The sequence below is a fragment of the Enterococcus haemoperoxidus ATCC BAA-382 genome, assembly GCF_000407165.1.
Classification (GTDB): Bacteria; Bacillota; Bacilli; order Lactobacillales; family Enterococcaceae; genus Enterococcus_L; species Enterococcus_L haemoperoxidus.
In genome coordinates this window covers 1,869,712-1,887,899 of sequence record NZ_KE136479.1, presented here as the reverse complement: position 1 = coordinate 1,887,899, position 18,188 = coordinate 1,869,712, and the positions used below count along the sequence as shown (strand labels likewise).

The following is an 18,188-nucleotide window of genomic DNA, read 5'->3' as shown; positions in this document are numbered from 1 at the left end:
CAATAAATGATTTCTATATTAGTATAACGAAAAATGAGGGAAAAAAATACTATAAAGTCTGTTTTATTAAGCTTAGAAAGAGGAAAAAAAATAAACATTCTTCACTTTTATTAAAATAAAGAATGTTTATTTTTTAATTATTCACAAGAACGAACTGGAAACGTGATAAAGAAGCTTGTTCCGATACCTTCTTTTGACTCTAATGAAAGGTGCCATTCATATTTTGCAACAATCGAGGTTACTGCGAACAAGCCAAGACCAGTACCTTCGTCGGCAGATTTTGTGGTAAAAAATGGTTCAAATATTTTTTCCTTTAACTCAGTAGGGATTCCTGGACCATTATCAGAGATTTCCAAGGTAACAAAACGATTGATCTGACTCATTTGATGCCTGCTTTTTTGCAACAGTTCAGTTATTTCCTTTGAAGCAGGTGAGACAGTTACAGTAATTTTTTGCTGTTTATTGGAATTTTCTTTTGTAGCTTGATAGGCATTTGTGATCAGGTTATAAATTAAATTCTGTAAATCAGTTTCTTCTAATTTTGTGGTGCCAAGATTTTCCTGAATAGACAGAGATAATTGAACTTTTTTTGGAATAATTTCTCCAATCAAGTGAGTCGCAACGCCAATAGCGGCAGAAATATCTATCCACTCCTGAACGCTTTTTTGAGGTTTAGAAAAGCGTAGGACATTTGATGATAGTTGTTTTCCTTTTTGGGCAGAATGGAGGATCTCTTCTAAATCTGCTTCTAATATAGGATCGTCGCTATGTTCTTCCAATAATAATTGGGTATTGCCGATAATTGGCGTTAAGAAATTGTTCATATCATGGACAATGGAAGTTGTGAGAAGACCGACAGTTTCCATTTTATTTCGTTGATAGAGTTCTAATTCTAACTGATGCTGCATTTTTTGCTGTTTTTGTTTTTCAATTAGTTGTCGGTTTTCTGCTTCGATTGTTTCTTTTTTTCTGAAATTATGAATAAACAACGAGCAAATAATAATTAAAAGTAATAATAAAACTAAAAGGAAAGACAAAACGATTACAAAATTGATGATATCATCATTTCGTTCATTATAATCCGCATTGATTGCAACAACCCAATGAGCAAGACCAACATCGATCCATTCAAAAGCACTTATTTTTAAAACTTCTGTTGGAATATCTTCATCCCACCAATAAGATTTATAAGTCAGTTTTCCTGAATCGTGGTTTAGCTGATATTTTTCTAAGCGTTTTAAATCAGAATAGTCAAAATCAGGATATAGTTTTTCTCGTCCATTGATAATGTCTAAGCCAACTTGCTGTGGGACAGGATGCATAACCACCGTCATCGAGCGATCCTTGATCATTGGGTAGCCTTTATAGTCCAATTCAAAATCTTGTAGAAAATTTTTATAAAAGGCTTCTAAATTCAATGGTAAAATCAAATAACCATCAATGGCGCCAGATGAGGTTCTAATTTCTTGATAAAAATTAACATAAGCTTTTTTATCGATAAAATACGAATCACCATTTTGAGCAGTTGGCTTATCCAGTAGTTGTTTTAGGGACAAATCATGATTGATAAAGGGACGAATCGTTTCAGTATCTGTAATCAAGACTTGTTTTTTCTCAGAATCCCAATGAAAGGCGTATAAAGGTGTGCCATCAGGTTCAATATAAAAGAGCGCATCAGCCTCATTATTTAAAGAATCAAAAAAGGTGTTGAGAGATGAAGCGCTGTTTTTTAGGTAAGTCTCCGGATCATCACTATTTTTTAAATTACCGTCGATTGCTAGATAATTAAGAGCTTGATGGCGGTTTTTCATAGAAAGTTGGATCACTTTACCAACATATTCTGTTGACTGCAGCAAAAAGTCCTGTCCGCTAGCCGTTGTTGTTTTGCGAATAATGGAAAATCCCCGAATTGCAAAGAAAACGGATACAACAATAAAGACAATCATCGCTGCGATCATGATGTTTACAATTCTATTTGTTCGTTTCATTGGTCTAGCTCCTTTTAAAAGTCTGTTCATATCATAACAAGTTCATGTTGAAATTTAAAGATAATTCCGCTATTGTATAGATAATGTAAAAAAATAATGAGGTGTGCACGTTGCGAAACGAAAAAATTTTAGTGGTAGATGATGATCCTGCAATTCGCCGATTGATTTGGAAGTCGCTTCAGTCAACGGGATTATTGGTTTATCAAAGTGATACGATCGAAAAAACAATAGATATCATGAACCGAGTAGAGTTTCAATTATTTCTGTTAGATGTAAGTCTAGAACACGAGAATGACGGTTATCATTTGGCTCAATTGATTCGAGAACGCCAGCCCTTGACACCCATTATCTTTGTAAGTGGGAAAAAAAGCGAGCAAGATATCATCAGTGGTCTAGAATCGGGAGGGGATGTTTATCTCTCTAAACCTTTTGCGCCAGATGTTTTACGAGCACAGGTCATCAGTACGTTGAACCGAACAGAGCAGTTACTGACACTAAGCCAGAATCGTGAAGAAACCTTATTGAAAGATGGAATCTTTTCGTTTGATAAAAATCAATACCAGTTTAGTAAAAATGGTGAAATCGTAAATATGACTTCTAAAGAAATCATGATGATTTTATTTTTTATGGAAAATCCGTATCAAGTATTTAGTAAGGAACAGATTTACGCTAGTGTCTGGAGTGATGGAGATATGGATAAGAATCTGATCACGGTGTACATTAACTACTTAAGAAATAAGATTGAAGATGATCCCAAGAAACCAAAATACTTACAGACAGTTTGGGGCATTGGCTATTTATTTAATCCAGAAGGGAAAGAAGCATGAAGCTGGATTGAATGGGTAAATTTATAAAAACAGGTGGTGAGCAGATATGCTCCTCACCTGTTTTTATATTTTTTTATTATGTAAAACTCAAAACAGCCCTTCCAAACGACCAAAAAAGAAACTTAATGCGATTAAATCAGCGGAACCGCCTGGACTAAGATTTTCTTCAATCAATTGTTGATCAAAAAGAATCAAAGCATCTTCTAGTTCTTTTTCTGAGCTATTGATGGAGAGAGTTTGTAAAAGTTCAGTTGCTTGTTTTTGGACGTTGCTCCAACCATTGATACCACCCCGATTGATTAAATTAGAGTCTTCGATCGTTGCCATTAAACGTAATAACAAAATTAAAAACATGGTGCGTTGATCATAATTATAGTATTTTCTTAAAAATGGAAGTGCGTTGTCTTTAAGTGCAGGATAACCTAACTCTGCTTCACCGCGAATGCCAATGATACCATATTCTAAATAAAGTCTTTCTCCATAACTTAATTGTTTCTTTTGTGCCAAACCTGCAAAATCTTTTAAAAGTAATCCTTTGGTCATCCGTTTTACATAGTTAAAAACATCTGCTGTATCTTCTTTTGCAAAGGGAATCTGGAGGTGCTTATCGTTCATTATTTTTCCTGTTGCACTTAAAAGTAAGGCAAAAGAGAAATTTGCTCCTTTATGGGTATTAATACCTTTGGTTTTTCTCAGCATGGCAGTTTCAGCTTGCTGACCAAGGGCACGAACCTTTTCAAATAAAGCAGAAGGGGAGCCGTCATGATTAATCCCTAAATCAATATATTTTGTAAAAAATGGAGCAAGTGCGGTACTACTATCAATAAAAGTAGAATAATTCATGTCTGCATGTGCACCGCAGCTTTTAGGATCGACTAGCCCTGGTTTAGGAGAAAGACTAGCTTCATATAACAGCGCTTCTAAAGCAAATTCACTGATCAGTTTAGGCGCATTCTGTTCATTTAGCTGTTTCATTTAAATGTTTTTCCATTTCTTTAAGGATGAACGTTTGAGAATAATCTAAATGTTCTGTAATAAGTAGTTTTAATTGTTCTTCTTCTTGGTTCAGCATACATTTATAGATCAACCAATGCTCATTCAACGCTTTATCTCGACGGTCTTTAGAACGAATTGAGATATCTCTAAAGTAGACGAGGTATTCACGCAATTTCATGACGATTGATTTTAAACGTAGCATCTTACTTTTTTCATAAATCAATTCATTGAAATCAGAAAACTTTTGTAAAACCTGATCGATTTCATTTGCTTCATTTAAACGTTCCGTTTCTTCTAATAAAGTTTTTAGCTCTTCAAAATCTTCAGAATCCATTTCTTTCATCGCTGTGATCGTAGCTAAAACATCCAAAGACTTTCTAATGGCATAAATTTCATTGGCATCATTAAGTGAAATCCCTCGCACGATAATGCCAACGCCACGAACATGATCAACTAAGCCTTCTTCCACTAATTTTTGTAAGGCATAGCGAATCGGTGTACGGCTGATATTCATCACTTCAGAAAACTCTTTTTCATTGATCCGTTGTCCAGCAGGAATTTCACCCAGAATGATTGTTTTGCGAAATGCTTTATAAACAAGCTCTTTCAACGGTTCATTGACACTTAAATCTAAATTTTTTCCAACTGCTTCTGATATTGTACTCATCTGATTACTCCTCTTTTGGTTAATAGTAGGAAAAATAAATGAATATTTTTATTCTATATTGCTAAGAAAAAGATAAGAAAATCGCACAAATTTTTTTATGAAATGTACGATTTTCAATGAACAAAAATAGTTATTGCGGAATATAAAGCGGCATATGACCAGTCAAGACGATCGTTACAACAAAGATAATAAAGATGCCCAACGCCCATTTAGCGGATTCTTTTTGCCATTGCCCCATATCTAAACCAGTCAAACGAAGTAATAGATAAATGAAAGCAACCAATGGACTTAACAAGTGGAACGCTTGTCCCATTAATGAAGCCAATGCCATTTGCATATCTGTAAATCCGTAAGCACGACCAGCTTCGGCTAAAACAGGTAAGACCCCAAAGTAGAACCCATCATTCGAAATAAAGAAAGTACCAGGTGCTGAAATCAAGGCAATCACTAAGCCCCAGAAACCGGCTAATTGATTCGGAATGATTTTTGTGAAACTTTGAGCTAATGCATCTGCCATACCAGTCCCTTGGAAAAGCCCCATGAAGACACCCGCTGCAAAAACCAAGATAACTACTTGAACAGCATCGCCGCCATTAGCACCAATACGTGATGATTGATCTTTTAAAACAGGGTAGTTGACCATTAATGCTACAACAGTACCAGTCAAGAATAAAAATAACGGTGGTAAACCAAGTCCAACAAATGAGTCTGTTACTAATAAAGCGATCAAGCCGATGGTTAAAATCGCATTGAATAACCAAATTTTAGGTCGACGAATCGCCAATGTTTCTTCATCTGTAACAGTTGTCATGGCATCGATTTCTTCATCTGTCAGTTGCTTGATGCCAAGACGAGCACGTTCTTTTCTACCCATAGAAGGTGCTACGATGAAGATTACATAAAGTAATGCAATGATCATACCAGGAATCAGATACGCTAAAATTTCAGCACCAACGTTCAACACACTCATCGCACGAGCAGTTGGACCGCCCCAAGGGAGTAAGTTCATGATTGTGTTTTGCAAAATAACAATGACGGCTAAGTTCATCAATTTCATATCCAGTTTCTTATAGATAGGAATAAAAGCAGAACAGCAGATCAATGTTGTCGTTGTGCCATCTCCATTAAGCGAAACGGCTGCGGCAACAACGGCTGTAGCGATTAACACTTTCATCGGATCGCCTTTTGCGATGTGGATCATTTTTTTCGTGATTGGGTCAAATAGTCCAGCATCCAACATAATTGAAAAATAAAGAATGGCAAACAATAACATGATACCTGTAGTGGATGTTGTTTTGATTCCTTCCATAACAAAGTCTCCGATAGAGCCTTTCTTAGAAACACCTGCAAACATTGCAATCAGGGCAAAAATCAGTGGAATCAAAACCAAAGCTGTAAACGGTGACATTTTCTTTTTCATGATGACAAACATGAAGACGATGATCATCACATAAGACAAAACAGTTAATAACATTTTTTTCTCTCCTTCAACACTAAATTCGTTTTCCGAAACAATCGGGCGTCTCTTTGTGGTGTTGGGTCTATAGAAAAATAACAGTAAGGCAAATTTAGAAAGCCCTTTCTTGAACAATGCTAAGTTTAATCTAAGAAAGTTTAGATAAATAGATGGGAGGGGGAAAAAGAACACCAAAAAAACACAAATGAGAGCGGTTTCTTAAAGAGATGTTAATAAGATATTAATAAAACCTTAAATGCTTTGAAACGTTGATATAACAAGGTTTATAAGGTTTTTACAAGTTTTTGGACAAAGAGGAACAGAGAAAGAACAATTTGAGGTTGATGATTTCATTTTATTGTAATCGTTTTTACCTATAATGAATTCATAAACAGAAAGGATGTGAGTTCATGGGTCTATTTGAACGGCTGTTTAATAAAGAAAAAACAGAAATAAAATCAGATGAAGTACGACTTTCTCCTATAATAGAAGAACAGAATGAGTGGCAGGAAGTTGTTGGCTACATTCCAGTAGAAAGTGAAGAATATCAATTTGTTTCGCTGATTGCAACCGCAATCGCTGCTGGAGATCAACCAGAAAGTGAATTTAGGATTAAACGTATTTCAAAAAGAAATCCAGAAGCACAACTGGTTTCTGTGATCGCTACTAGTATTGCATCGGCTGATCACGCAGAGAGTCAGTTTCTCATTCGGTCAATCAAGGAGAAAAGAACGAGTTAGTTTTTGAATTACTTGATAGCATCGGTCAGTTTGTTTGGAAAATGATGAATGAGGCAAAAAGCACGTCAGTCGTAATTCCCTATTTTTCAGTCAGAGCTGGACGAGCCCATTGTGCGTTTGTGTTATCTAGTTCCATGGGCTAGTCTCTCGGAAAAAAGATAAATGATGAATGAGGCAAAAATCACCTCAGTCATAATTTCCTATTTTTCAGTCGAGACCGGACGAGCCCATTACACTTTAAATTTTAGGAGGAAAAGAAATGTTACGTAAGTTTAAAATCTCAATCGATGGAAAAGAGTATTTAGTAGAAATGGAAGAAATTGGTGGTGTGCCACAAGCGCCAATAGCAGCACCAGTAGCACCTGTAGCAGAAGTGGCGCCAACGCCAGCGCCAGTAGAAACAGCAGCTCCTGTAGCAAGCACACCTGCTGGAAGCGATGCAATGCCATCACCTATGCCTGGAACAATCTTGAAAATTTTGGTAAATGTTGGCGATACAGTTCAGGAGAATCAACCGTTAATGATTCTTGAAGCGATGAAAATGGAAAATGAAATTGTAGCTGGTAAATCTGGCCTAGTCACAGGGATACATGTTAAGCAGGGGGATATGGTCAATCCTGGAGAACCGTTAATTACAATTGGTTAAAGAAGAAAAAAGTAGTTTAATTTAAAAAGAGGAAGTGACGTTTGTGGAGACATTAATTGAAGGTGTAGTAGGAATGGGACAGGAGCCGGGACGTATTGTAATGATGGTCATCGGAGGTATCCTGATGTACTTGGGGATCAAAAAAGAGTATGAACCTACCTTACTTGTACCGATGGGATTAGGAACGATTTTAGTTAACTTTCCCAATTCAGGAGTACTAAGTGCTGGTGGAGAAGCTGGTCCGTTTCAAGTGTTGTTTGATATAGGAATTTCGACGGAATTATTTCCATTGTTACTATTTATCGGTATTGGCGCTATGATCGATTTCGGTCCATTATTACAAAATCCATTTTTATTATTGTTCGGTGCAGCCGCTCAATTCGGGATTTTCTTTACAATTATTGCGGCCGTTTTATTAGGTTTTGATTTAAATGATGCAGCTTCTATTGGAATCATCGGAGCAGCAGATGGACCAACGTCAATCTTTGTTGCCAACACGTTGAATTCGAAATATATGGGTGCGATCATGGTAGCGGCCTATTCTTATATGGCCTTAGTTCCAATTATTCAACCAGTCGCAATCAAAGCAGTTACGACAAAAAAAGAACGTAAAATTCGTATGACGTATCGTGCTGGTGAAGTATCACAAACAGCGAAAATTTTATTCCCAATCGTAATTACAATTGTCGCTGGATTGGTAGCACCAGTTTCCCTTCCTTTAGTTGGATTCTTAATGTTTGGGAATTTACTGCGTGAATGTGGAGTCTTAGATCGTTTATCTGTAACAGCACAAAATGAGCTGGTAAACATCATCAGTATTGTGCTAGGATTGGCGATTTCAGTGAAAATGCAATATGAAGAATTTTTACAAATTGATACGTTAATGGTTATTGGTTTGGGATTAGTTGCCTTTGTAATGGATTCAGTTGGGGGTGTCTTATTTGCCAAATTATTGAACCTGTTTAGAAAAGAAAAAATCAATCCAATGATTGGTGCTGCAGGAATTTCAGCATTTCCAATGTCTAGTCGAGTAATTCAAAAAATGGCAACAGACGAAGATCCACAGAACTTTATTTTAATGCATGCAGCAGGTGCAAATGTATCTGGACAGATTGCCTCAGTTATTGCGGGCGGCTTATTATTAGCGTTGCTTGCGTAGCGTTTTGAATAGAAGAAAGGGAAAGGAGCTTGTTTATGTCAGCTGATTTATTGAAATCATTAGAGTTATTGGTTTTTGGTTGGGGTGGCGTGTTTGTTGTCATTTTCGTGATCTACTTTGCGTCGTTTATGTTAAATAAATTATTCCCACCGAAAAGCTAGGAAGTGTTAAACAATGAACATCAGAAGAATTTGGCTTGATCGAGATTTGACAAGAAAACAGCAGTGGTCAGATTTTTTGATTAACGCCGATCTTATACCGGATGACCAGTTAGACTATACGATTGGTATCTATGATCAGGAAAAACTGATTGGAACAGGATCGACTTTTAGGAATATTCTAAAATGTATTGCAATTGATTCCTCCTATCAAAATGAAAACCTGCTTTCTCAAATTGTTCAAGCTTTACGAGAAGAGCTGCAGGAAATAGGATATCAGCATTATTTCTTGTATACAAAGCCAAAAACTAGCAAGTTGTTTCACTCTTTGGGTTTTACGGAAATTGCTGCAACGAATGAATTGGTTTTCATGGAGCAAGGGTTTCCTAATTTTGAAGACTATTTAGTGGACCTTAAAAAGCATCGACGAGAGACAAAACAAAATGCTGCAATTGTAATGAATGCCAATCCATTTACCAATGGTCATTTATATTTAGTGACAGAAGCCGCTAAACGTTCGGAAACAGTGTATCTGTTTGTTTTATCCGAGGAACGATCGCTATTTGATGCAAAAACACGTTTTGAACTAGTACAAGAAGGTGTTCGTCATTTAGCAAATGTAGTGGTTTTACCAACAAGAGAATATATGGTATCCAGTGCAACCTTTCCATCTTATTTTTTGAAAGATCAGGCCAAGGCTAGTATTGCGGAAGTCCAGGCTGTTTTGGATGCCACTTTATTTAAAGAAAAGATTGCTTGTGTTCTGTCAATTTCAACTAGATTTGTTGGAGAAGAGCCGTTTTCAGCAGTAACAGAGATTTACAATCAGGCGATGAAAAAGACGTTTGGTTCTGAGCTGAAACTAGTTGTTTTACCAAGAAAAAAAATAGATGGAGAAGCAATCAGTGCCACAAAAGTTCGTGCTTTAATGGAACAAGAGAATTATGCAGCAATTAAATCACTTGTTCCACCCAAAACTTTTGAAGAAATAATCAAACAAAAAAATAAGTAATGAGGTGTCTATTTTGGAAATCAAACAAAACGCATCTGCTGGTACAACTGAATCAAGCGATATTATGATTACAATTGGGAAAAACAGTGGACAAGGAATTCAAATTGAACTAGACAGTAGTGTTGAAAAACAGTTTGGACGTCAAATTCGCGAAAAAATACAAGAGACTTTAACTAATTTGTCAGTCACTGACGCGAAGGTTCAGGCAATTGATAAAGGTGCATTGGATTGTACCATCCAAGCTCGAACAGTGGCAGCTGTTTATCGTGCTGCTGGTGAAGAAAATGTAGACTGGCAGGTGTTAAATACATGGAACGTTTAAGAAGAACGATGATGTTTGTACCAGGAGCGAATGCTTCAATGCTAAGAGATGCGACTTTATACGGCGCTGATTCGTTGATGTTTGACTTAGAAGATGCTGTTTCTTTAAAAGAAAAAGATAGTGCTCGTTTACTTGTCTATAATGCTTTACGAACATTTGATTACTCGACTGTCGAAACGGTCGTTCGAATCAATGGCTTAGATACAGTGGGGCGTCAAGATGTTGAAGCGATGGTTTTAGCAGGTGTTGATGTGATCCGCTTGCCAAAAACAGAAACAGCTCAAGATATTGTGGATGTGGCAGCTGTGATCACTGAAATGGAAACAAAATATGGCGTAAGCGTTGGGACAACAAAAATGATGGCTGCAATCGAATCGGCTGAAGGTGTTTTAAATGCGCGAGAAATTGCACAAGCAAGTGACCGCTTGATTGGTATCGCACTTGGAGCAGAAGATTATGTAACAAATATGAAAACACACCGATACCCAGACGGCCAAGAATTGTTTTTCGCACGTAGTTTTATTTTACACTCAGCTAGATCAGCAGGAATTGCAGCAATCGATACAGTCTATTCAGATGTCGATAATACAGAAGGGTTCCTAGCAGAAGTTGAGCTGATCAAACAATTAGGATTTGACGGTAAGTCTGTTATTAATCCACGTCAAATCCCTTTAGTAAACAGTGTCTATGAACCAACAGAAAAAGAAATCCAAAATGCGAAAGAAGTAATTTGGGGGATTCGTGAAGCGGAAGCGAAAGGTTCAGGTGTAATTTCAGTGAATGGTAAAATGGTGGATAAACCAATTGTTGAACGAGCAGAGCGAGTGATTGCACTGGCTATTGCAGCAAAATTAATTTCTGAGGAGGAAGTCTAAGATGAAAAATAATGTAGGCAAAGAAATTCCAGATAATTATGCTGAACAATACGGTTTATTTAAAGGAGAGCTAGCGAATATTCGTGAGTATAAAGAGGCTAGCCGCACGATCAATCCTGTGAGGCCAAGAGATACAAAGTTATTAGGTAGTTTAAAAGAAGCGATTGAAAAAACAGGATTAAAAGACGGTATGACAATTTCTTTCCATCATCATTTTCGTGAAGGTGATTTTGTTATGAACATGGTGTTAGATGAGATTGCGGCATTAGGGATCAAAAATCTATCGATTGCACCCAGCTCGATCGCGAATGTTCATGAACCATTGATCAATCATATCAAAAATGGTGTGGTGACAAATATTACCTCTAGTGGGTTACGTGATAAAGTCGGCGCTGCGATTTCTGAAGGAATTATGGAAAATCCAGTTGTGATCCGTTCACATGGTGGACGTGCAAGAGCGATTGCTGCAGACGATATTCATATCGATGTGGCCTTTCTTGGAGCACCAAGTTCAGACGCGTATGGTAATGTAAATGGAACCAAAGGCAAAGCCACATGTGGCTCATTAGGCTATGCGATGATCGATGCTAAGTATGCCGATCAAGTAGTGATTATCACAGATAGCTTGATGCCCTATCCAAATACACCAATCAGCATTCCACAAACGGATGTAGATTTTGTCGTAGAGGTTGATGCGATCGGTGATCCTGATGGGATAGCCAAAGGGGCTACTCGATTTACCAAAAACCCGAAAGAACTGTTGATTGCAGAATATGCAGCGAAAGTAATTACGCATTCACCGTATTATAAAAATGGTTTTTCGTTCCAAACAGGAACGGGTGGTGCAGCCTTAGCTGTTTCTAGGTTTTTGAAAGAAGCGATGATCAAAGATGGTATTACAGCCAGTTTTGCTTTAGGCGGGATCACCAATGCGATGGTTGAGTTATTGGAAGAAGGACTTGTTGAAAAAATCATTGACGTACAAGATTTTGATCATCCGTCTGCCGTTTCTTTAGGTGAGAATGAGAACCACTACGAAATCGATGCAAATATGTATGCTTCACCTTTAAGCAAAGGTTCTGTCATCAATCAATTAGATACAGCGATTCTTTCTGCGCTAGAAATTGATACGAATTTTAATGTGAACGTGATTACAGGATCAGATGGCGTGATTCGTGGTGCATCTGGCGGGCATTCAGATACAAGTGCGGCTTGTAAGATGAGCTTAGTCATTGCCCCCTTAATCAGAGGTAGAATTCCAACAATCGTTGAAGAGGTCAATACAGTCGTAACACCAGGCAGCAGCATTGATGTTGTGGTGACGGAAGTTGGGATTGCGATCAATCCAGAACGACCAGACTTAGTCGAACATTTTAAAGCTTTAGATGTTCCACAATTAACGATGAAAGAACTTCAAGAAAAAGCTTACAGTATCGTAGCTCGACCAGATGCAATCAAGTATGGGGATAAAGTCGTTGCATTGATCGAATATCGTGATGGTTCAATTATCGATGTGGTCAAAAATGTCTAAAACCCATTTAACTGGAGAGACGATTACGCTGATAGAGATGCTGAATGTACGAGAAAAACGAGCGAATATTCAGCAAGAACTTTTACAAAAGCATCCTAACTGTGTCTTATTAAGCGCTACGATGAATATTCCAGGGCCTGTAAAAACAAATGAGCAGCTAAGACAAGCATTTTTAACTGTCATGAAAGAGATCAATTCTCTTTTTCCTCCTGAAAAAATAGCAGCTCTTAAACACCGAGAGTTAAAAACAGGTTCTGAATATTATCTAGTCCTTAATGAAACAGCAAAAGAGCTAAAAAGAAAGCTAATTAAAGTTGAAGAAACGCATCGCTATGGCCGTTTGATGGATTTAGATGTCGTTTATTTAAAAGAGCAAGCCTTGTGTTCAGTCAGTCGTAGCGAATTAAATTACAAACCAAGAACCTGTTTCATTTGTGAAGAAGAAGCAAAAATTTGCGGTAGACAAAGACGCCATAGTGTAGAAGAAATGCAAGAAACAATCAGTCAACTATTGAGAAAGGAAGGATGAAATGACAAAAGAAATCCTTTTTACAGAAACAGTGCTGAGGGACGGTCAGCAAAGCCAAATCGCGACACGAATGCCAACGAGCGATATGTTACCGATCATTCAAACATTGGATGAAGCAGGATATCATGCTTTGGAAGTTTGGGGCGGGGCAACATTTGATGCCTGTATTCGTTTCTTGAATGAAGATCCTTGGGAACGCTTAAGAACGATTCGAAAAGCAGTTAAACATACGAAATTACAAATGCTTTTACGTGGACAAAATTTACTTGGGTATAAAAATTATGCCGATGATGTGGTAGAAGCCTTTGTACAAAAGTCAATTGAAAATGGGATTGATATTATCCGCGTTTTTGATGCGTTGAACGATACAAGAAACTTGCAAACTTCAATCGAAGCAACAAAAAAATTCGGCGGTCATTGTCAGCCGGCTATTTCTTATACAACGAGCGATTTTCATACGATCGATTATTTTGTGGGATTGACCACAGAATTAGAAAAAATGGGCGCAGATTCCATCTGTATAAAGGATATGGCAGGGATTTTGACACCGGATGACGCATATCGTTTGGTTACAGAAATCAAAAATAAAATCCAAGTACCATTAGAAGTTCATACACATGCAACTAGTGGGATTGCTGAAATGACCTATCTAAAAGCTGTTGAAGCAGGTGCAGATATTATTGATACAGCCATTTCATCATTTTCTGGTGGAACAAGTCAACCAGCCACAGAATCAATGGCGCTTGCATTGGAAAACTTAGGGTACAATACGCATTTAGATATGAAAAAAGTTGCAGAAGTGGCGGACTATTTTAATCCGATCCGTGATAAATTTAGAGAAGAAGGCTTGTTGAATCCTAAAGTAAAAGATACAGAGCCAAAAACGTTGATTTATAAAGTTCCAGGTGGTATGTTATCGAATTTGTTAAGCCAATTGACCGAACAAGGTTTAGCAGATAAATACGAAGAAGTCCTAAGAGAAGTGCCAAAAGTTCGTGCAGATCTAGGCTATCCGCCACTTGTCACACCACTATCTCAAATGGTAGGAACCCAAGCAGTAATGAACGTTATCAGCGGTGAACGTTATAAAATAGTACCGAAAGAAATCAGGGATTATGTGAAAGGCTTGTATGGAAAACCGCCTGTAGCAATTTCAGAAGAAATGACGAAATTGATTATTGGTGAAGAAGAAGTGATCACGGTTAGGCCAGCTGACTTACTGACGCCAGAACTTCCGCAGTATGAAAAAGAAATCGCAGAATATGCAAAATCAACTGAAGATGTTTTAATGTATGCATTGTTCCCACAACAAGGAAAAGACTTTTTAGGTAGAAGAGAAGATCGATTTTATGATGTTCCTCTGCAAGAAGTGAGTGTTACATTAGATATTTAGAAAAAAAGAATGAATTTATTTCCGGTATTGTTTGGAAATAAGCTCATTCTTTTTTAGTATGACTTATAAGTAAACTTAATCTTTTCTTATTGTATTAATAATAGTGAATAAATACATTTTTTAATTACAATCAAGACTATTTCACATTGAGAAGTTTAGATAATTTTATAGTTAATTCTATTAAAAAGCTTCAAAATATAAGCTATTGATGATACAGGACGAATAAATGAAAATCAGATTGATTTAGTCAATATGTAAGTTTATCTAAATGGAGTATACAGTCCTGTACTAACATAAATCTTTTATAAAAGATTTGGTGTTCGCTACTTACTCTTACCTGGATCTTTTTCAGTGCTGGATTTTATGAAATGTTTAATCACAGAGTGGACAATCAATACAGATAGAAAGGCTTTTGGAGGAAGAACATAGAAATAAAAGAAAAGATTTATAAAATTATAAAGAGGGCAGTTGAGTCAAAAAAACTGTTCAATATCAGAAATAGAAACAACGTGAAAAAGTAACTGATGAAGAATTTTAACTTATAGAATAAAAACCGCAATAGATGAGCATATAGATATGAATCTAGCGGTACAAATTATAATCTAGCAACAGTATAGTCGTTAAAGTTTGATAAAGCCTATAATCACATATAGATTTTGGGCAGCAGGATGAATTTCTTTCCGAATATTTTTTATACCAAAGAGCATACTAGCTATTCGTAGAAAAATAAAAATTCAACTAACATGAAAACGGTAAATAACTAAAAAAACGCCCTTAAATCAGTAAGTAATTTCCGGTTAAATGTTATCTGTATTTTAAAAATAAAACAATTGCATTAAGATTAAAATAAGATGTATAAAATATGTGTAACAACTAATTTTAATCGGGGATAAATTTTTTTATCAGAAAAAATCCCTTTATATAGACGTTTATAACCTTACATATATATAACTCAAACGTGTTAGTTAATGTAACTTGATTTCCAATTCGATATATTTACATTTCCTAATTATGTAGGTATAATTGCGGCAATATAGCATTGACGGTATCAAAAATGATTAAATCAAGGAGGGATGATTTTGACAACCAAAACACAAACAGCAAAAACGTATTTTGAAATGAATCATCAAAAATATTATTATTATGCACTTTCATCATTGGAAAGTTCTAAGCAGCACTACATAAATAAATTGCCATATAGTATTCGTGTGTTATTAGAATCGTTGTTGAGACAGATAAATCATAATGGGATCACAAAAGAGCATATTGATCAATTAGCTAAATGGTCTCCAAATCAGCCAAATGTAGGGGAAGTTCCATTCAAACCTGCTCGAGTGATCCTTCAAGATTTTACTGGTGTTCCAGCAATCGTTGATTTAGCCTCTTTACGAAAAACAATAGCCGATTTTGGAGGAGATCCTACTAAAATCAATCCAGAGGTACCCGTAGACTTAGTTGTTGATCACTCTGTACAAGTTGATGTTGCTGGAGTGAAACAAGCGCTACAGTTAAATATGAAAATGGAGTTTCAGCGAAATCAAGAACGTTACCGTTTTTTAAGTTGGGCACAAAAAGTTTTTGATAATTATCGTGTCGTCCCTCCTGCAACAGGAATCGTTCATCAAGTCAATATTGAATATTTAGCATCCGTTGTAACGCAAAAAAAATTAGAAGACGATACCATATTAGTATATCCGGATACTCTAGTTGGGACCGATTCTCATACAACAATGGTCAACGCATTAGGCGTTTTAGGCTGGGGTGTTGGTGGAATCGAGGCTGAAGCTAGTATGCTTGGCGAGCCATCTTATTTTCCTATTCCAGAAGTGGTCGGTGTCCGTTTTATCAATGAGTTATCGCAAGGTGCAACAGCAACAGATTTAGCACTAAAAGTTACGCAGGTTTTAAGACAACAAAAAGTTGTTGGAAAATTCGTTGAATTTTTTGGTGCAGGTTTAGTTAATCTAAGTTTAGCTGATCGAGCGACTGTAGCAAATATGGCACCAGAATATGGTGCTACATGCGGATTTTTCCCTGTAGATGATGAAACGATTCGTTATTTACGACTAACGGGAAGGGAAGATGAAGCAGTAGCGGTAACAGAGTACTATTTGAAAGAAAACCAATTGTTTTATGATCCGATAAACGATCAAGAACCTAATTATACAAAAGTGATCGAAATCGATCTAAGTATGATCGAAGCAAACTTAGCAGGACCCAAAAGACCACAGGATTTGATTCCTTTATCAAAAATGAAAATAGCTTTTGAACAAGCTGTGCAAGCACCAGTTGGCTTACAAGGATTTGGACTTTCCGAAAAACAGCAAGAGAGCGTGACATTCGATTTAGAAGGTGTTCAGCAGCAATTAAAGCCCGGAGCAGTTACGATTGCGGCGATTACTTCATGTACCAATACCTCGAATCCGTTTGTTATGTTAAGTGCAGGATTAGTAGCTAAAAAGGCTGCATTACTTGGGTTGAATGTACCAAACTATGTAAAAACCTCACTAGCACCAGGCTCAAAAGTTGTGACAGCGTATTTAGAAAAAGCGGGCTTATTGCCTTATTTAGAGCAATTAGGTTTTCATTTAGTTGGCTATGGCTGTACAACGTGTATTGGTAATTCAGGTGCACTAAAACCTGAAGTCGAAGCAGCTATCAAAGAAAATGATCTCTTAACCGCAGGTGTTTTAAGTGGAAACCGTAACTTTGAAGGGCGTATTCATCCTTTAGTTAAAGCCAATTATTTAGCTTCACCGCCACTTGTTGTTTTATATGCATTAGCTGGAACGGTCGATATTGATGTACTCAATGAGCCAATTGGAATCGGTGAAAATGGTATTCCCATTTACTTTAATGATTTATGGCCTTCTAGAGATGAAATTCAAGCATTGATTGATGAATGTGTTACACCAGAACTTTACCAACAAGAATATGCACGAGTTTTTAGTGATAATGCAGAATGGAATAGCATTCAAACAGATGATGAACCATTATATGGTTGGGAAGAGGAGTCAACTTATATTGCAAATCCACCATACTTCACTGGTATGACAAAAGAAAGAGAACCTCGAAAGCCGTTAAAACAATTAGCGGTGTTGGCAAAATTTGGCGATTCAGTTACAACCGATCATATTTCACCAGCAGGAAGCATTCAAAAAAATAGTCCAGCAGGTCACTATCTGATAGAGCGAGGTGTGCCAGTTCGTGAATTTAACTCTTATGGTGCCAGACGTGGTCACCATGAGGTTATGATGAGAGGAACACTAGCTAATATTCGGATTCGCAATCAACTAGTTCCAGATGTAGAAGGCGGATATACCATTTTTACGCCAACACAAGAAAAGATGACGATTTATGATGCTGCGATGAACTACCAAAAACAGGGAACCAAACTTATCATTTTAGCGGGCGATGATTATGGGATGGGCTCATCCAGAGACTGGGCAGCTAAAGGTGTACAGCTTTTAGGCGTCGAGGCTGTGATCGCTAAAAGTTACGAACGGATCCATCGCTCTAATTTAGTGATGATGGGTGTTTTACCATTGCAATTTAAATCAGGGGATGATGCAGATAGCTTAGGACTAACAGGAACTGAGTTATTTGATATTGCTATCGACGAAACAAAAGGAATTTTGGATACTGTGGTTGTTACCGCAACGAAATCGAACGGAGAAACTATTCAATTTGAAACGATCCTTCGTTTTGATTCGGCTGTTGATATTACGTATTATCAGCATGGAGGCATTTTGCCAATGGTGATTCGTAAGAAACTTCAACGTTAATTTGAGTTAAGAAAAAATAGAAGATAAAACGACATGAAGGTTGTTATCATACTTCTCTCTAGCTTTGCGGGCTAACCTTTCTGAAAAAAAGATAAAATAGGCTT

The 18,188-nt window shown here is 36.9% G+C and carries 16 protein-coding genes; 12 read left to right on the top strand and 4 right to left on the bottom strand.

The window, feature by feature from the left end:
* Positions 1-137 precede the first annotated feature (137 nt).
* Positions 138-1,988: a sensor histidine kinase gene (locus I583_RS08695; RefSeq protein ID WP_010760860.1), complete on the bottom strand. Its 1,851-nt coding sequence runs from the start codon at positions 1,986-1,988 to the stop codon at positions 138-140.
* 110 nt (positions 1,989-2,098) lie between these two features.
* Between I583_RS08695 and I583_RS08690 the strand changes: the two genes are divergently transcribed.
* Complete coding sequence (locus tag I583_RS08690; RefSeq protein WP_010760861.1) at positions 2,099-2,815, top strand: response regulator transcription factor; 717 nt, start codon at positions 2,099-2,101, stop codon at positions 2,813-2,815.
* An 87-nt stretch (positions 2,816-2,902) separates the two neighbouring features.
* Here I583_RS08690 and citG read toward each other — a convergent pair whose 3' ends face one another.
* The 3 genes from citG to I583_RS08675 form a co-directional block, all read right to left on the bottom strand.
* A complete protein-coding gene (gene citG / locus I583_RS08685; RefSeq protein WP_010760862.1) occupies positions 2,903-3,790 on the bottom strand; it encodes a triphosphoribosyl-dephospho-CoA synthase CitG in 888 nt (295 codons plus the stop codon).
* Entirely contained in the window at positions 3,774-4,478 is a 705-nt protein-coding gene (locus I583_RS08680; protein ID WP_010760863.1) for a GntR family transcriptional regulator, read from the bottom strand. The genes citG and I583_RS08680 overlap by 17 nt, the downstream gene beginning before the upstream one ends.
* Before the next feature lie 130 nt (positions 4,479-4,608).
* On the bottom strand, positions 4,609-5,952 hold the full coding sequence (locus I583_RS08675; protein WP_010760864.1) for a CitMHS family transporter: 1,344 nt from the start codon (positions 5,950-5,952) through the stop codon (positions 4,609-4,611).
* A gap of 392 nt (positions 5,953-6,344) precedes the next feature.
* On the opposite strand from I583_RS08675, the gene I583_RS08670 reads away from it, so the two are divergent.
* The 11 genes from I583_RS08670 to acnA all read left to right on the top strand — a co-directional run bounded on the left by I583_RS08670 (position 6,345) and on the right by acnA (position 18,084).
* Positions 6,345-6,674, top strand: a complete 330-nt coding sequence (locus tag I583_RS08670; RefSeq protein WP_010760865.1) for a hypothetical protein — start codon at positions 6,345-6,347, stop codon at positions 6,672-6,674.
* Between the two features lie 259 nt (positions 6,675-6,933).
* Positions 6,934-7,320 carry an acetyl-CoA carboxylase biotin carboxyl carrier protein subunit gene (locus tag I583_RS08665; RefSeq protein ID WP_010760866.1) on the top strand — a complete coding sequence of 129 codons (387 nt, stop codon included), beginning with the start codon at positions 6,934-6,936 and terminating at the stop codon, positions 7,318-7,320.
* Between the two features lie 43 nt (positions 7,321-7,363).
* Positions 7,364-8,479 (top strand): sodium ion-translocating decarboxylase subunit beta, encoded by a 1,116-nt coding sequence (locus I583_RS08660; RefSeq protein ID WP_010760867.1) that lies wholly within the window; start codon positions 7,364-7,366, stop codon positions 8,477-8,479.
* A gap of 35 nt (positions 8,480-8,514) precedes the next feature.
* Positions 8,515-8,640: an OadG-related small transporter subunit gene (locus I583_RS17060; RefSeq protein ID WP_010760868.1), complete on the top strand. Its 126-nt coding sequence runs from the start codon at positions 8,515-8,517 to the stop codon at positions 8,638-8,640.
* 13 nt (positions 8,641-8,653) lie between these two features.
* On the top strand, positions 8,654-9,649 hold the full coding sequence (gene citC, locus I583_RS08655; RefSeq protein ID WP_010760869.1) for a [citrate (pro-3S)-lyase] ligase: 996 nt from the start codon (positions 8,654-8,656) through the stop codon (positions 9,647-9,649).
* A 13-nt stretch (positions 9,650-9,662) separates the two neighbouring features.
* Entirely contained in the window at positions 9,663-9,971 is a 309-nt protein-coding gene (gene citD, locus I583_RS08650) for a citrate lyase acyl carrier protein (protein ID WP_010760870.1), read from the top strand.
* Positions 9,959-10,846, top strand: a complete 888-nt coding sequence (gene citE / locus I583_RS08645; protein WP_010760871.1) for a citrate (pro-3S)-lyase subunit beta — start codon at positions 9,959-9,961, stop codon at positions 10,844-10,846. The genes citD and citE overlap by 13 nt, the downstream gene beginning before the upstream one ends.
* 1 nt (position 10,847) lies before the next feature.
* On the top strand, positions 10,848-12,377 hold the full coding sequence (citF, locus tag I583_RS08640) for a citrate lyase subunit alpha (RefSeq protein WP_010760872.1): 1,530 nt from the start codon (positions 10,848-10,850) through the stop codon (positions 12,375-12,377).
* A complete protein-coding gene (gene citX / locus I583_RS08635) occupies positions 12,370-12,906 on the top strand; it encodes a citrate lyase holo-[acyl-carrier protein] synthase (RefSeq protein WP_244264864.1) in 537 nt (178 codons plus the stop codon). The genes citF and citX overlap by 8 nt, the downstream gene beginning before the upstream one ends.
* A gap of 1 nt (position 12,907) precedes the next feature.
* The gene (locus I583_RS08630; protein ID WP_010760874.1) at positions 12,908-14,299 is read left to right on the top strand and encodes an oxaloacetate decarboxylase subunit alpha; all 1,392 of its coding nucleotides are present in this window, start codon (positions 12,908-12,910) and stop codon (positions 14,297-14,299) included.
* Between the two features lie 1,079 nt (positions 14,300-15,378).
* Positions 15,379-18,084, top strand: a complete 2,706-nt coding sequence (gene acnA / locus I583_RS08625) for an aconitate hydratase AcnA (protein ID WP_010760875.1) — start codon at positions 15,379-15,381, stop codon at positions 18,082-18,084.
* The last annotated feature ends 104 nt before the right edge of the window (positions 18,085-18,188 follow it).

What these genes read in the sequence shown, in the direction of transcription:
- I583_RS08695 (WP_010760860.1), bottom strand. Translation starts at nt 1,988, where the DNA reads ATGAAACGAACAAATAGAATTGTAAACATCATGATCGCAGCGATGATT.
- citG (WP_010760862.1), bottom strand. Translation starts at nt 3,790, where the DNA reads ATGAAACAGCTAAATGAACAGAATGCGCCTAAACTGATCAGTGAATTT.
- I583_RS08680 (WP_010760863.1), bottom strand. Translation starts at nt 4,478, where the DNA reads ATGAGTACAATATCAGAAGCAGTTGGAAAAAATTTAGATTTAAGTGTC.
- I583_RS08675 (WP_010760864.1), bottom strand. Translation starts at nt 5,952, where the DNA reads ATGTTATTAACTGTTTTGTCTTATGTGATGATCATCGTCTTCATGTTT.
- I583_RS08670 (WP_010760865.1), top strand. Translation starts at nt 6,345, where the DNA reads ATGGGTCTATTTGAACGGCTGTTTAATAAAGAAAAAACAGAAATAAAA.
- I583_RS08665 (WP_010760866.1), top strand. Translation starts at nt 6,934, where the DNA reads ATGTTACGTAAGTTTAAAATCTCAATCGATGGAAAAGAGTATTTAGTA.
- I583_RS17060 (WP_010760868.1), top strand. Translation starts at nt 8,515, where the DNA reads ATGTCAGCTGATTTATTGAAATCATTAGAGTTATTGGTTTTTGGTTGG.
- citC (WP_010760869.1), top strand. Translation starts at nt 8,654, where the DNA reads ATGAACATCAGAAGAATTTGGCTTGATCGAGATTTGACAAGAAAACAG.
- citE (WP_010760871.1), top strand. Translation starts at nt 9,959, where the DNA reads ATGGAACGTTTAAGAAGAACGATGATGTTTGTACCAGGAGCGAATGCT.
- citF (WP_010760872.1), top strand. Translation starts at nt 10,848, where the DNA reads ATGAAAAATAATGTAGGCAAAGAAATTCCAGATAATTATGCTGAACAA.
- citX (WP_244264864.1), top strand. Translation starts at nt 12,370, where the DNA reads ATGTCTAAAACCCATTTAACTGGAGAGACGATTACGCTGATAGAGATG.
- I583_RS08630 (WP_010760874.1), top strand. Translation starts at nt 12,908, where the DNA reads ATGACAAAAGAAATCCTTTTTACAGAAACAGTGCTGAGGGACGGTCAG.